The sequence below is a fragment of the Streptomyces sp. NPDC028368 genome, from assembly GCF_055565615.1.
The window spans coordinates 16,454-30,455 of the sequence record NZ_JBVHTY010000033.1; the positions used below are offsets into that span (position 1 = coordinate 16,454).

Here is a 14,002-nt window from a genome sequence, read left to right on the forward strand (position 1 = left end):
CCCCCACCGCACGCGTCAGGCTCTCCCTCACATCGGGATCAGCCTGACGAGGCAGATGCGCGCCCGGACGGGGCTTGGCGGGACTTCTCAGCGGGAGCGCACATCTTCCACGTGCCCTTTTCCTTCTGAAGGTAGACAGAGGTCGGCTTCTGGGCGGGCCTGGTCACCACGACGCTGGCGACCTTCCCCTTGATCCTGACATCCGATGTCTTGATGGGTATCGGCTTCGATTGGGTATCGCGTTCGCTGTCGCCCAGGTCATCGCCGTTTTCGGCGATGCCGCGGGCCTCCTCCAGGCAGAGCATGCTGATCATCTTGGGCGTGTCCCCTCGGTCGACCGCGAGGGCGAAGTCCGCGACCACCTTCTCGATCCTCGACTGCTCGCTCTCGCCCCGGTCCGGGAGCAGGTATGCCATGACGCCTCCGCCAGCGGCAAGAAGAGCGGCGGCCACCGCGAAATACCACCACTTCTTGCGGCGACGAGATGGCGGACGGGGAGGCGGCGGGTCCCCCGCCATCGGCGGCTGTGGCCCAGCCCCCGGCGGAATGGACGGCGGCTGATTTCCTTGTGGAGGCCAAGGAGGCGGCGGCCCCTGACCGGGCTGCTGTGACATTTCCACGCCTTTCTGATCAGGACGGGTCCTCGAAGCGCGACATCAAGAGCTCGTCCAGCTCCTGGCCGAAGTCCTTTGGATCGACGTCCCCTTCGTAGACCAGGGCGATCTGCCCCACTTCGAGATCCGGGGACAGGCAGTATTTGAGGATGCCGCCGTCTGTCGTGATGTGCAGCAGGCGCGTGGACGCGATGCCGGCTTCGTTTTCCCAGCCGGGGACGCCGTCAGGGAAGTCGGCCAGCGCGGCGATGGTGCCCATGTCGACGGGCCGCGCCACACCGAACCCGTCCCTGCTCTCCGAGACGAACCCCGCATGAACCTCGCGCAGGAACACCCGTACTGGTTCCGGGAAGCTCTCCCAGAAGTCCGGCACCTCGAAAGTGCCGGGGTCATAGCCGACCCAGGAGACCAGCTCGCCGTCTTCCGTCTCCAGAACGTAAACCAGCACGGGAGAGTCGTCGGTGATACAGGCACGCACGTCGACGCAGTGCGCGTCCAGTACCTCGGCGAACTCGGGCACAAGCTCAAGGAAGTTCTGGTTCCACAGCGACAACGCCGTTTGGCGACGGGCTTCGGCGTTGGCCGACAGCGCGATCGGCCGCCACTTTTCAGGGATCCGGGAGAGTTCAACGGAGTCTTCCCCGACAAACGTCAGTGACCAATCCTCCAGCGTAGCGGCGATTTCGGTCGAGCCCATGTCTGGCCTCCGTTACTGGCTCTTGAGAAGCTGGTCGATGATTCCCTGCAACTTAAGGCGGGTCTCGTTCTCCAGCGTAATCTGATTCTTTATCCACTGCGGGTCAGCCCCCGATACGTAGGCTGCGCTCCTGGATTGCTTCGATTCGTTCGCTGCCTTCGACAGCCACTGGAAGTTCCGGTTGGCACGCGCGAGCACGTACATGTCCCGGGGCGAGAGCTTCATGAAGCCCGGCATCTGGACGAGTTCGGCCAAGGGGATGACGTGGTCCGGCGAGACCTTCGACCTCCCGGAGTTATAGGCTCCGATCTTACGGCCGGACGCCACCGGATATGCCGGATCTCTGTCCGTGGCCTGCGGCCGCGCGACTCCACGAAGCTTGATGTCGCCTACTCTGCCAGGGTTGCCCTTTCGGAGGGCCTCGAACAGCGGACGTATCGGGGAGTCTTTAGGAACTGTCCAGTTCTTGCCTCTCGGGGGCGGCGGGGGTGCGGTCCAGTTCGGCGGAACCAGCTTCTTTGCCTGCTCAATCTTGGATAAGGTTCGCGCAGTGGGGGACTTGAGGCCCAAGGGGCCCGCCCCCTCGTCCTGCAGGGCCGTCATCGCGTCCAGGCAGGCCCGCGCTTGGGCCAGGACGGCGGGCCTGCGCGCCTCTAGAGACGCCTTCTCCGCGTTGTACGCCGCCGCGGCCGTGGACTGCTGCGGCATTCGGAATACATGAGGTTTGGCGTTGTGCGCACGGATCTCCGCCCCGAGTTGCTGGACCGCCGCGAACTGCGTCGCGCACAGCTGGACGGGTGAAACCGGCTTGGCCGCCGCCGGGGAAATGAACCCGAATACTGCGACCAGTACTACCAGCGCGGCCAGGAGTCGCTTGAATCTGGCTGACAAACGCATGCTTTCGCCCCGATCGTGATCTGGCTATGCCAACCCCATTGCTGGGCCCGCAAGGTGTGCGCAGCAATGGGTTGACGGATCTCGCCGACGTCTCATCAGACGTCGGCGATTGCCATTCCCCGACGGCGCCTACCGGCGTGGCGATTTCCCCGTGCCAGGTACCTTCCACCTATCGCCGTTTTCCCTGTTTCCGGGCGGTTCTCGGTGGTGATCCGCCAACCATCGCAGGAGGCGCTGAAATGCCGATGAAACGCGATCGTGCGCGGGAGCGGAGTCTTCGGGATGGGCGGAGTTACCGGTTCCCCTCAGGGGCTCCGAATTGCGGTGCTCGGGCCGGTGCGAGCGGCCTTACGTGACGGAGAAGCCCGCCGGACCTGTGGCCCGCAGGACCTGTGGTGGGAGCTGTCCCAGCGGGTGCTGCCCACGGCGCCCAATCGAGGCCGGCGGGGAGGCCGGACACCTATGGTTCACCCTGCCCATCCAGCGCCTTGTAACTGCCCCCTCGGGCAGGCCCATTATTCGTCTGGCCCGGTCGCCTTTGGCGTCACCGGGGCATCGGATGCGCCGCGGTCAATCCCCTGTTAGCCCTTCCCGCCCTGGGCCGGGTTCTCAGACGGGGAGGGGGACGACACGGGCATCGTCCGGGGGAAGGCCCGCCGGTAATGGCTTGGCGACACCCCGATCTGTTTGAGGAAGTGGTGGCGAAGGTTGTTCGCCGTGCCAAGGCCGCTCAGCTCTCCGACCTTTTCGATGGGCAAGTCTGTCGATTCCAGGAGGCTTTGGGCCCGTCCCAGGCGCTGATTGAGGAGCCACTGAAGTGGAGTTGTCCCGGTGGCTGCCTGGAGTCGCCGGTAGAGGGTCCGCGGGCTCATCGCTGCGCGCTGTGCCAGGTCCTCGACCGTCAGGGGTTGGTCCAGGTGCGTACGGGCCCAGTCCAATGCGGGCCCCAGGCTCCTGTCGTCGGTGGTGGGCACGGAGAGGTCGATGAACTGCGCCTGGCCGCCCGGCCGGTGGGCAGGCACCACCATCCGACGGGCCAGCTGATTGGCGACGTGTGCGCCCAGGTCGCGGCGTACCAGATGGAGGCAGAGGTCGAGTCCGGCGGTCAGCCCGGCGCTGGTGAGCACATCGCCGTCGTCCACGTACAGCACCGAGTCGTCGACTTGCACCTTCGGGTAGCGCTGGGCCAGTTGAGCTGTGTGCATCCAATGGGCGGTAGCTCGTCGTCCATCGAGCAGCCCCGCCTCGGCGAGAGCGAAAGCGCCGGTACAGAGAGAGACCATACGAGCGCCTGCATCGTAGGCGTGGCGCAGGGCCGTGATCAGCGCCTGCGGCAGCGGTCTCCCCTCGTCGACGCAGGCGTCGGGCACCGAGGGCACGATGACCGTGTCGGCGCCGGCAAGGTCATCGAGCCCGTAGCGGGTCCGCAGTGACAACCCGGTATCGGCCGAAGAGCCGTCCGGCTGGCGCTCCCCCGTACTGCACAGCCGCAGGTCGTACCAGGGGTCGGCCAGGTCGGGCTGCGGCTTTCCGAAGACGGTGCAGGGGATGCTCAACTCGTACAGATCCCACGAGGGGACTCCGATGTCCTCGGTCACGACCACGGCCACGGAACCAGGATTCATGTCGCCAAAGGTACGGCAGGAATTTGGTGGTTGCCGTCACCGGCGTCACTGTTCCCTGCCGCCGCACGCTGCGATCTTGGTCCTTACGTGACCAACCGCCGCAGGCGGACGTACAGGGAGTTGTGGCATGCATTCTGATCGCCAGGCAGTAACCGTCATCGGATTGGGCTCAATGGGCTCGGCGCTGGCCACCGCATTGCTGGAACGGGGCTACGAGACCACCCTGTGGAACCGCTCGGCGCACAAGGCCCAATCGCTGGTCGACCGGGGTGCCTGCCTGGCCGCGACACCCGAGGAGGCGATCGCGGCGAGCCCGCTGACCCTCACTTGCGTACTGGACTACGAGGTGCTGCGCACCATTCTCGACCCCGTTGCCGGCTCTCTCGCGGGAAAGGTCCTGGTCAACCTCACGTCCGGTTCCCCGGAGCAGGCCCACCAGGCCGCCGCATGGGCCCGGTCACACGCCGTCGATTACCTCGACGGCGCGATCATGACCACCCCGCCGGGGGTCGGCAGCCCCGAGATGATGTTCCTCTACAGCGGTTCACACGCCGTCTTCGAAGCCCATCGTTCGACCTTGGCGTCCCTGGGCGACCCGCTGTACCTGGGCTCCGACCCTGGCCTGGCCTCCCTCTACGACGCCGCCCTGCTCGGCCTGATGTGGTCCACCATGACCGGCTGGCTGCACGGCACCGCGCTGGTCGGCGCGGAGAAGACACAGGCCACGGCCTTCACTCCGGTTGCGATCCGCTGGCTGTCCGCCGTGGCCGGCTTCCTGACCACCTACGCGCCCCAGGTGGACGCCGGCCGCTACCCGGGCGACGACGCCACCGTCGATGTGCAGATCGCGGCCATCGACCATCTCATCCATGCCGCGGCGGCCCGCGGCATCGACAACGCTCTGCCCGAACTCCTGAAGTCCGCCATGGAACGGGCCAAGGCCGCAGGCCACGGCTCCGACAGCTACGCGAGCGTGATCGAGGTCCTGAAGAACCCGGCGGTCGAAAAGTGACCGTGACACCAACAGCCGGCACTCATCCCGCGCCGGACCCGATGACTCCCGCTACCACCGCGCCATGGACGGACCTCCTCGCCTCTGCCACCGACGACTGCCTGGCCGCCCTCCTCAAGGGAGCCGACCAGGACTGGTCACGCCCCGCCCACGCCCTCGACTGGACGTGCCGCCAGACCCTCGACCACCTCGCCCTCGGCCTGACCGGCTACACCGGCCTGCTCATCGCCCGACCCGACGACCGCTACATCACCCTCTTCGCCTCACTCGACCCCCAGGCCCCCGTCCCCGCCTGCCTGGACGGCCTCCGGATCGCCGCGTCCCTTCTCACCTCCACCGTCCGCGACACGACTGTCGAAGCACGCGCCTGGCACCCCTGGGGGCACTCCGACGCCACCGGCTTCGCCGCCATGGGCATCACCGAACTGGCCGTCCACACCTACGACATCACCCGCGCCCTCGGCCTGCCCTGGGCCCCGCCCGACGACCTCAGCACCGCCGTCCTCGCCCGCCTCTTCCCCGACGCCCCGTCCGGGCACGGCCCGTCCGACACGCTGCTGTGGTGTACGGGCCGCAGCCCGCTTCCCGGCCTGCCCCGACGCGCGGACTGGCAGTGGGACGGAACCGTGCGCCAACCCGCCCGCACCCTGACGGCCGGCGCCGCCACGATCGAGTCCTCCTGGGAGCCCCTTGGGGCATCTGTCTCCTCGAAGGGGAAGCATCACCGGGATGACGAGGACGAGGACGGTGAGCCGAACCCCTGATCTGGCCGACCAAGTCTTCAGGCAGTGGCTGGCAGTGGCCGGCAGTGCCTGGCGGGTGCGCGGGTGTGGGGCTCGGGGAGCACACCCGCTGAAGGGCAGCCGGGACGGGTCCGCGCTACGAGCGAGCAGGCATCTGACCACGGTGCTTGGCGCCCGGGCCCAGATGGTGACCGTCATGGCAGAGTGATCTGCATGGCCATCTCAACGCTTCGACGGCGAAGATACTTCGCCACCACGCTCCTCCTCCTGAGCGCCGCGATACCCCTGACCGGCTGCGGCCAGCACCGCGTCGCAGCCGGCGCGCCGCGCGTATCCCCCAGCTCCACCCCCAGCCCGACCGGATCCGGCGCCTCCCCCTACGTGGAACCCGGAGCCCACGACGGGGCCCCGCACTACAACGAGAACAACGCCCACCGCCTCCCCCGCGAAATGTCCCCCGCCAGCGCGAAGGACGCTCAAAGGGAAGCCGACCGCATCGAACCCGTACTCAAACGCCTCTGGAAGCAGGGGAATTGGGATCCAAAGAGTGTCCGATCGGCGATGCTCGCGCTCGGGTACGAAGAACAGCGGACCGGCCCCAAGGGCGAGCAGCTCGACGGGAAACTCGACGTGCGGAGCATGGAACCCCGCTACACAGGCGACCACTACGTCACGGCCGAAGGCGCCCGGATCGGACTCCACGTCCACAAGGACGCCTGCGTCACCGCATTCGTACAGAAGACCAACTACCAAGTGCAGGTCAACGGGCCATACTTGGAGACCGGCTGCTTCGAACCGCCCTTCAGTCACTGACAAGCCCGTCACGGTGGTCGGGGCCCAGTGGTTCCGGGGCGACCCACGGGCGCACCGCATGCCGCGGTTCCTGAAGCCGGCGGTTCCCCCCCGCGTGCATGCTCGGCGGGTGGCTGATCGCGAGGGTCTGGACGTGGGGAGTGGCCCTTCAGGGCGTCACGACCGCCTGCTCGACGGAAGGCTATGTGTGTCCGTCCAGCGCGCCGGAGCGGGACGTCGCGGACGCGGTGACCAGCCTGTTCGGCTCGGGGCCAGTCCTGGTGACGGTGGTACTGACCGCCCTGGTCCCCCAGCCAGAGGATGACGCCCCGCAACTGTGGAAAGAACCACGTCACGCCCCTCAACGGTGTCTGACGTCTTGCGCGTTCACGTGGCCGCCCGTGCCGGACTGCGTTCCTCGGTGGTCCGGGGAGTGGGGGTGATCAGTAGCTTGGCGTGGACCCTGGGGCCCAGGACCGTCACGGTGACGGCGACGGCGACGGCGGTGAGCACCTGGGCGTTGGCCACATAGGGATCGATCAGCATCTGGGCCAGCAGTGCGGCGGCGATAAGGCCCAGCTTGGCGCAGATCACCCGGGGTGCCGACAGGGTGGGGCGGGCCGAGGCGGGCGCACCCTCGGCCCGTGCGCGGTGTGCGGCACGGATCTGCAGCGGGATGGTCAGCAGGGCGCACAGCACGCGGATGCCGAGCGCTCTGGCGTCGTGGGCGGCGCGCGGGTCCATCAGGTGACCGAGGAGGGCACTGGCGACGAGGGCTGCCGAGACGATGAGGATCCGGGCGGTGATCAGCCGGGCGAGTGCCGGGCCGGGGTGCGCGGACTCGTAAAACGCGGCGGTGAGGCGGCGGTTGGTCCGCAGGAGCAGGGGCGGGATGAGCAGCAGGAGCAAGGTGGCACGCACAGCGTGGGCCCAGGCCGGCTCGTTGGCCTCCCCCAGCCACATGAAGGCGAGGACCGCGCCGGCCACGGCGTAGCCCCTGCGGACGCCCCGGGCAGCTGATTGCCGGTGCGGGTGCGGGTTCATGAAAGCGGCTCCTTGCGGGAGGAGTTGCGAACGATCGGGGGCCCTGCCGTGGCAGCGGCGTGCGCGGGGCGCCCGCCGTTGGTGGTGGGCCGGGGGCGATCCGGGATGCCGTGCCGGTCAGTCCTGGTCGGTGGGGCGGGCCGGTGCGGGGCCCGCGCCGATGCCGTTGAACAGCCATCGCAGGGCCTGGCCGAAGAGTTCTTCGGGAACGCTGTCGGGATCGACGCGCCGCAAGCGCACCAGCCCCTGGAACAGCGCCGCCACGACCGTGGCTACGGAGTCGGCGGGGACCTCGGAGGGGGCGCCCTGCTCCGCGAGCCAGGTGTCGATCAGGCCCTCCAGCGCCTGGCGCGGTTCGCGCAAGGCGGCGGCCATCGTGTCGAGGACGTGGGGGTTGCGTACCGCGTAGAGCCAGAACTCGGCCTGGAGCGGTGCGAAGTCGGTGTCCTTGTCGGCGACGTGCACCAGCAGGCGTCCCAGCTCGGCGGCGGCCTCCCCGGTGCCCGCCTCGTGGCGGTCGAGGGTCTGGGCGGCCTCGGCGACGCGGCCCATACCGCGTTCGGCCATCAGCTCCAGGAAGAGGGCCTCCTTGCCGCTGAAGTTGGAGTACAGCGCGCCGATGGAGAAGCCCGCGGCCTCGGCGATCTCGTCCACCGAGGCGCCGGCGAAGCCCTTGCGGGCGAAGACCCGGGCCGCCGCGTCCAGCAGCAGTCGCCGGGTGCGGGCCTTGGCTTCCGCACGGGTGAGCCGCTGACGTGCGGGTTCGCCCCGGTCTCCCTCTTGGTCGGTGCTCATATTGTCGATGCTATTCAGATAGGGATCACTATGTCAATGCGCCGATAGCGTGTACAGTCCAAATAGTGGTTGCTATCTGAATGGCGGACGCGATCGAACCCCGGGGCTGTCGCGAGGCGACGCCCGACGACCACCGCAAGAGGTCCGAAGAGGCCTCGAAAGAGCCGCCGAACCCCCGCTGACCTGGGAGGAGAGCGAAGAAATGCCCATCGATCCGCCACCGGACGAGCTCCGGCTCGTCGTGGATCTGAACCGATGCCAGAGCTACGGACAGTGCGTCTACGCCGCACCGGCCGTCTTCCGGTTCCACGGCGAGGAGGCGCTGGAATACGACTACGCGCCCGATCCACGTACGCGCCGCGAGGTTGAGCGGGCCGCCGCAGCGTGTCCCGTACAGGCCATCGCACTGGGCAGGGCCACCGAGCCCGCGCCCCTGACCTCGGAGCGTGCACAGTGAACGACCCCGAGCGCATCGTCGTGGTCGGTGCCTCCCTGGCCGGCCTGCGCGCCGCCGAGGCACTGCGTGACGAAGGGTTCGACGGTGAGCTCACGCTCATCGGCGACGAACCGTACGCACCCTATGACCGTCCGCCGCTGTCGAAGGCGGTCCTGTCCGGCTGGCTGCCCACCGACCACACCGTGCTGCCCCGGGCGCGCAACATCGACGCCCGATGGCTGCTCGGCACCCCCGCAAACGGCGTTGACCTGCGCGAACGCCGAGTGGTGCTGGCCGACGGGCGGAAGGTGCCGTATGACCGGCTGCTCATCGCCACCGGCACCCGGGCCCGGCCCTGGCCCCAGGAGCAGGGCGGCGCCCTGCACGGGGTGCATGTACTGCGGTCCCGCGACGACGCCGACCAGCTGCGCACGGCACTGGCCGCGGGGCCGGACCGGGTGCTGGTGATCGGCGCCGGTTTCACCGGCGGCGAGGTCGCCTCGGTCTGCCGCGACCTGGGCCTCGACGTGACCGTGACGCAGCGCGGCGGCACGCCGTTGGTGAGTGCGCTGGGCGGCGTGATCGGCAGCGCCGTGACCCGCTGGTACCGCGACGCCGGGGTGGACCTGCGGCTCAACACCACGGTCCAGGCCCTGGAGGGCGACGCCCATGGCAGGCTGCGGCGGGCGGCCCTCTCCGACGGCACCGTGGTGGCGGCCGAGGTGGCCGTGGTAGCCGCCGGCGCCCTCGCCAACACCGAGTGGCTGACCGGCTCCGGGCTGGCCGCCGACGCCCGCGGGGTGGTGTGCGATGACTCCTGCCGGGCCCTGGCCGACGACGGGACACCGGTGCCGGACGTCTTCGTCGCCGGCGACGTCGCCCGCTGGCCGCACCCGCTCTACCCCGGGCAGCTCCTGCGCCTGGACCACTGGGACAACGCCGTCGCGCAGGCCCGTACCGCCGCGCACAACATGGCCCATGGGTCGCGGGCGCCTCGTATCCATCGCCCCCTGCCGGCGTTCTGGTCCAACCAGTTCGGGGTCAACCTCAAGTGCGTGGGACTGCCCGCCCTGGCCGATCAGGTCGTGCTCACCCAGGGCTCGCTCGACGGGCGGCGGTTCGTGGTCGCCTACGGTCAACGCGGCCGCCTGGTCGCCGCCGTCGCGGTGGACTCCCCCCGGGTGCTGGACGGTTACGCCGCCCTCATCGAGGCCGGAGCGTCCTTCCCTCCGGTGCTCAACGCCGCCGACGGACCGGACCGGCTCGATCCGCTCGACCCTGCGTTCCCCCGGCCCGCCACCCCCGCGGTCCCCGGGCCTGCCGCCTCCACACCGGGTCGTCCGTCCACCCCGTCCATCCCGTCCATCCCGTCCACCCCGTCCGTCCTGGCCGGACACGAGTGAGGGAGATCCCCCATGACCTCAACCACGACCTCAACCGCTGCCTCAACCACGGTCCCAACCACCCACCAGCACACGGCCTCGGAGCTGTTCGCCCAGGCCCTCCGCTACGAGCACCGCGCCAACCCCTACCCCTACTACGAGCAGTTGCTCCGGCAGCCGGTCGTGCGCATGGACGACGGGACCTGGCTGGCCAGCGGCCACCGCGAGATCAGCCTGCTGCTGCGTGACCCGCGCATCAGCGCCGACCGGCTTCGCCCGGAACAACAGCGGCCGATCCGTAAGAGCCTGCTGGTCGAGGACCCGCCCCGCCACGACCAGCTGCGCCGCCTGGTCACCCAGCAGTTCGTCCCCCGCATCATGGACATGCGCGACCACATCGACGCACTCGTCACCGGGCTGCTCGACGCGCACACCAGCGAGCGGGCGGGACAGCTGGACGTCGTCGGCGACCTGGCCTACCCCCTGCCCGTCACCGTCATCTGTGAACTGCTCGGCGTGCCACGCGAGGACGAATCCCTCTTCGGCAGCCTCGCCCGCCGGCTCACCCGGGGCCTGGACCCCATCGACACCCAGACCGAGGACGAGATCCGCGAACTCCAGCAGGCGCGGACCGAGTTGCAGCAGTACCTCGAACAGCTCATCGCACGGCATGACACCGCCCCCGGCGACGACCTGCTCTCCGGCCTGATGTACGGCCAGGCTCCCGAGGGCCCCATGAACCCTGTGGCCCCCATGGACCCCGTGGACCTCCGTGTCACCCTCGGCCTGCTGCTCATCGCCGGCCACGAGACCACCGTCAATCTCATCGCCAACGGCACCCTCGCTCTCCTGCGCCACCCCGATACCCTCGCCCGGCTGCGCACCGACCCCGACCTCGCCACTCCGCTCGTGGAGGAGGTGCTGCGCTACGACCCGCCGGTACAGATGTCCGGACGCAGCGCCCTGGCCGACATCGACATCGCCGGAACCACCATCCCCAAGGGCTCACGCATCCGCCTGCTCCTCACCGCCGGCAACCGTGACCCGCAGCGCTTCACGGACCCGGACCGGTTCGTACCCGACCGCACCGACAACGCCCACCTCGGGTTCGGCGGCGGCATCCACTACTGCATCGGCGCCACCCTCGCCCGCGCCGAAGCACAGATCGCCCTGACGGCACTCGCCCGCCGTCTGGAGTCCCCCCGCCTGGTCGCCGATCCCCCGCCTTACCGGGAGAACGCCATCCTGCGCGGCCCGGAACGCCTCCCCGTCTCCTTCACCCGCCTCGTGCCCGACGCGGGCGGGGCCTGACCGGTTGGCCTGGGGGTGGCCACCAGGCGCCATCACCGACGAACTGCACGCGGCAGCACGGAAGTACAGGAGCAGCCGGAGCAGCCGGAGCACGACGAAGGCGTACGCGGCCGGTGTCGGCAACTGTCCGAGCCGTAGCGCTGGACGGGGATTTTCGGAGGTTCCAGCGCTCCGGGCCCCCTAGCGAACCTCCTCGTGAGGTGAATCACAGTGGCGGGCTGTCACGGTTGGCCGGTGTGGGGTGTCTCGATGGGCATCCAAGGAGAGGAGCCGGGTGTGGTGCCGGGGTATCGACACGTCAGACAGGCCATCAGCCCGAGGCGCCGAGCGGGGGCGATCCAGCCTTCCCGGCCTCACGAAAGACCGGCCGGGCCCCCGGTCACCGAACGCACCACGACGGTGACCAAGGAACCCGTCTGCCGTTCCACGGTGTGGCGACCGCGCACCGGCCACCGCACCGGGGAACAGGTGGGGATCGGCCATGGTTGAGGACACCTTCACCGAGCACCGGCCGCTGCTGTTCACCATCGCGTACGAGATGCTGGGCAGCGCGGCCGATGCCGAGGACGTGCTGCAGGAGAGCTACCTGCGGTGGAGCGCGGTCGATCCGGCCGCGGTCGAGCATCCGCGCGCCTACCTGGTGCGCGTGGTGACCCGGCAGGCCCTCAACCACCTGCGCGCGGTCAAGGCACGGCGCGAGGAATACGTCGGCACGTGGCTGCCCGAGCCGATCCGCACCGCACCAGAGGTGAGCGACGACGCGATTCTGGCCGAGTCGGTCTCGATGGCCATGATGCTCGTCCTGGAGACGCTGAACCCGACCGAGCGCGCGGTGTTCGTGCTGCACGACGTGTTCGGCTACACCCACGGCGAGATCGCCGCCTCGATCGGCAAGACCGAGGTCACCGTCCGGCAGATCGCCCACCGCGCACGCCAACACGTCCACGCGCGGCGCCGCCGCTTCGAGCCCGACTCCGTTGCCACTCGCGAGATCGTCCAACGGTTCCTGCTCACGGCGGCGACCGGCGAAGTCCAGGCGTTGATGGACCTGTTGGCGCCCGATGTCGTGCAGATCTCCGACGGCGGCGGGAAAGTGGTCGCCGCGCGCCGCCCGATCACCGGCAGCGCCGATGTCGCCCGGTTCGTCATCGGCGTGATCCGCACCACCACCACCGCGACGACTCGCGTCGAGCCCGCCACCTACAACGGCATGCCCGCGGCACGGTTCCTCACCGACGGCGAACTCGACTGGCTGGTCGCGTTCGAGATCCACGACGGACGGATCACCGGCCTGTACGGCATGCGCAACCCGGACAAGCTGCACCGCGCCGATGCGGTGCACCCACTCGACAGAGGAGAACCCCAGCCATGGAAACCATGACCGTCGAGCGCACCATCGCCGCCCCGATCGACACGGTGTTCGCCTGGCTCACCACAACCACCAACTACACGAGCTCGCCCCTGGTGCTGCGCTGCCGCCTGACCCGGCACGGCGAAGCCGCGCCCTACGGCGTCGGAGCGGTGCGCAACCACCTCTGGCTGATCGGCTGGTTCCGGGAACGCATCACCCACTACGACCCGCCGTACGCCACCGAGTACGTCGTAGAGCGCAGTCTGCCGCCGTCCCGGCACGAACTCGGCCGGATGACGTTCACCGAGGTCGCCGGCGGCACCCAGGTCAGCTGGACCACCCGCGCCGAGATCCCCATCCCCTTCCTCGGTGCCCTCCTCACCCGGCGCCTGGCGCGGCCGATCATCACCCGCACCTTCCGCAACATCCTCGACGCCGCCCACACCGCACTGGCCCAACACCCCCAGTCGGCACCGAGCAAGCCGACCGTGCATGCGCCAACGGGCGGAGGCGAGCCCCGATGACGGCCACGCCGAACCCGACCGTTCGGCTCGCACTCCGCATGGCCGTCCCGGCAGTCGAAACAGCATCCAGATGCCGGTGCTCCGTGGTCTCCCACACGTGCTCCTTGAACGCCGCCGTCATCCAACTACGGGCCGACGGTTCGAGGTCCGCGACGAGGACGCAGCCCGCCTGTCGCCGTTGGCGCGCCACGACATGAGCGTGCTCGGCCGGTACTCCTTCCCGCCCTTCCCCCTGCCCGACTTGCTCGGAGGACTGGGCCTCTGCGTTCCCCGGCAGAAAAATGACCGCGTGGACTCGCTGCTCCTCTGCTAGGGCCTGTTGCGAAAGTAGATCTTGAACGTTGATGATTCCGTCTTGTGGGACGTGGGGATCCGATGAACGGCCAGTGGGCCGACGGTCGCCATCTTCCGCGCCGCCCACCTGCCCCAGGGCCTGACCCTTTCTGCTGCGTGTGAGCCCTTCGCGGGCGCGCCTTGTGGCGGGGAGCGCGCCCACGACGGAGTGAATGGTGCGAGGGGGAGTGCACCCCCACTTGGAGCCGATGGTCCTCATCGGACAGCTGACTCAGTTTCCTCCCCGGGGCGACCTCTACAGGCTGGAGAAGCCGGTCGAGCTGGTCGACCTGGAGGACGCGGCCAAGGTGCTCGCCGTCATTGAGAAGTTCCCAGTCAAGGTCGGCGGTCTCTAGTGACCTGAGTCGGAGTTTCGTCGTTGGTTGAGTGTGAGTCGTCCTGGACCGAAGATCCCGCCGTTGTCGGTAACTGATGCCCAGCGGGCC

General features: G+C 69.1%; 15 protein-coding genes and 1 pseudogene. 10 read left to right on the top strand and 6 right to left on the bottom strand.

Features of this window, described 5'->3' with window-relative positions:
* Positions 1-38 precede the first annotated feature (38 nt).
* From ACZ4S3_RS39490 to ACZ4S3_RS39505, 4 genes are all read right to left on the bottom strand, one after another.
* Entirely contained in the window at positions 39-614 is a 576-nt protein-coding gene (locus tag ACZ4S3_RS39490) for an Rv0361 family membrane protein (protein ID WP_467943520.1), read from the bottom strand.
* A 16-nt stretch (positions 615-630) separates the two neighbouring features.
* Positions 631-1,311, bottom strand: coding sequence for a hypothetical protein (locus ACZ4S3_RS39495; protein ID WP_467943522.1), 681 nt, complete (start codon positions 1,309-1,311; stop codon positions 631-633).
* A 12-nt stretch (positions 1,312-1,323) separates the two neighbouring features.
* On the bottom strand, positions 1,324-2,202 hold the full coding sequence (locus tag ACZ4S3_RS39500; protein WP_467943524.1) for a hypothetical protein: 879 nt from the start codon (positions 2,200-2,202) through the stop codon (positions 1,324-1,326).
* A 587-nt stretch (positions 2,203-2,789) separates the two neighbouring features.
* Complete coding sequence (locus ACZ4S3_RS39505) at positions 2,790-3,812, bottom strand: GlxA family transcriptional regulator (RefSeq protein WP_467943547.1); 1,023 nt, start codon at positions 3,810-3,812, stop codon at positions 2,790-2,792.
* Between the two features lie 148 nt (positions 3,813-3,960).
* Here ACZ4S3_RS39505 and ACZ4S3_RS39510 point away from each other — a divergent pair, with 148 nt between their 5' ends.
* From ACZ4S3_RS39510 to ACZ4S3_RS39520, 3 genes are all read left to right on the top strand, one after another.
* Complete coding sequence (locus ACZ4S3_RS39510) at positions 3,961-4,845, top strand: NAD(P)-dependent oxidoreductase (protein WP_467943526.1); 885 nt, start codon at positions 3,961-3,963, stop codon at positions 4,843-4,845.
* 41 nt (positions 4,846-4,886) lie between these two features.
* Positions 4,887-5,609 (top strand): maleylpyruvate isomerase N-terminal domain-containing protein, encoded by a 723-nt coding sequence (locus ACZ4S3_RS39515; RefSeq protein WP_467943528.1) that lies wholly within the window; start codon positions 4,887-4,889, stop codon positions 5,607-5,609.
* A 192-nt stretch (positions 5,610-5,801) separates the two neighbouring features.
* Entirely contained in the window at positions 5,802-6,401 is a 600-nt protein-coding gene (locus tag ACZ4S3_RS39520) for a hypothetical protein (protein WP_467943529.1), read from the top strand.
* 366 nt (positions 6,402-6,767) lie between these two features.
* Here ACZ4S3_RS39520 and ACZ4S3_RS39525 read toward each other — a convergent pair whose 3' ends face one another.
* Together ACZ4S3_RS39525 and ACZ4S3_RS39530 are read right to left on the bottom strand one after the other, a co-directional pair.
* Positions 6,768-7,424 carry a hypothetical protein gene (locus ACZ4S3_RS39525; protein WP_467943531.1) on the bottom strand — a complete coding sequence of 219 codons (657 nt, stop codon included), beginning with the start codon at positions 7,422-7,424 and terminating at the stop codon, positions 6,768-6,770.
* Positions 7,425-7,541: 117 nt separating this feature from the next.
* Entirely contained in the window at positions 7,542-8,219 is a 678-nt protein-coding gene (locus ACZ4S3_RS39530) for a TetR/AcrR family transcriptional regulator (protein WP_467943533.1), read from the bottom strand.
* Between the two features lie 202 nt (positions 8,220-8,421).
* Between ACZ4S3_RS39530 and ACZ4S3_RS39535 the strand changes: the two genes are divergently transcribed.
* From ACZ4S3_RS39535 to ACZ4S3_RS39565, 7 genes and pseudogenes are all read left to right on the top strand, one after another.
* Complete coding sequence (locus tag ACZ4S3_RS39535; protein ID WP_467943535.1) at positions 8,422-8,676, top strand: ferredoxin; 255 nt, start codon at positions 8,422-8,424, stop codon at positions 8,674-8,676.
* On the top strand, positions 8,673-10,058 hold the full coding sequence (locus ACZ4S3_RS39540) for an NAD(P)/FAD-dependent oxidoreductase (RefSeq protein ID WP_467943537.1): 1,386 nt from the start codon (positions 8,673-8,675) through the stop codon (positions 10,056-10,058). Before ACZ4S3_RS39535 ends, ACZ4S3_RS39540 begins: the two co-directional genes overlap by 4 nt.
* A gap of 12 nt (positions 10,059-10,070) precedes the next feature.
* Positions 10,071-11,348, top strand: coding sequence for a cytochrome P450 (locus ACZ4S3_RS39545; protein ID WP_467943539.1), 1,278 nt, complete (start codon positions 10,071-10,073; stop codon positions 11,346-11,348).
* Positions 11,349-11,829: 481 nt separating this feature from the next.
* The gene (locus ACZ4S3_RS39550) at positions 11,830-12,729 is read left to right on the top strand and encodes an RNA polymerase sigma-70 factor (RefSeq protein WP_467943541.1); all 900 of its coding nucleotides are present in this window, start codon (positions 11,830-11,832) and stop codon (positions 12,727-12,729) included.
* Entirely contained in the window at positions 12,717-13,223 is a 507-nt protein-coding gene (locus ACZ4S3_RS39555) for an SRPBCC family protein (RefSeq protein ID WP_467943543.1), read from the top strand. The genes ACZ4S3_RS39550 and ACZ4S3_RS39555 overlap by 13 nt, the downstream gene beginning before the upstream one ends.
* Before the next feature lie 104 nt (positions 13,224-13,327).
* Positions 13,328-13,536, top strand: a pseudogene (locus tag ACZ4S3_RS39560) (hypothetical protein); the annotation flags it as partial.
* A gap of 208 nt (positions 13,537-13,744) precedes the next feature.
* Positions 13,745-13,912: a hypothetical protein gene (locus ACZ4S3_RS39565; protein ID WP_467943544.1), complete on the top strand. Its 168-nt coding sequence runs from the start codon at positions 13,745-13,747 to the stop codon at positions 13,910-13,912.
* Positions 13,913-14,002: the final 90 nt, after the last annotated feature.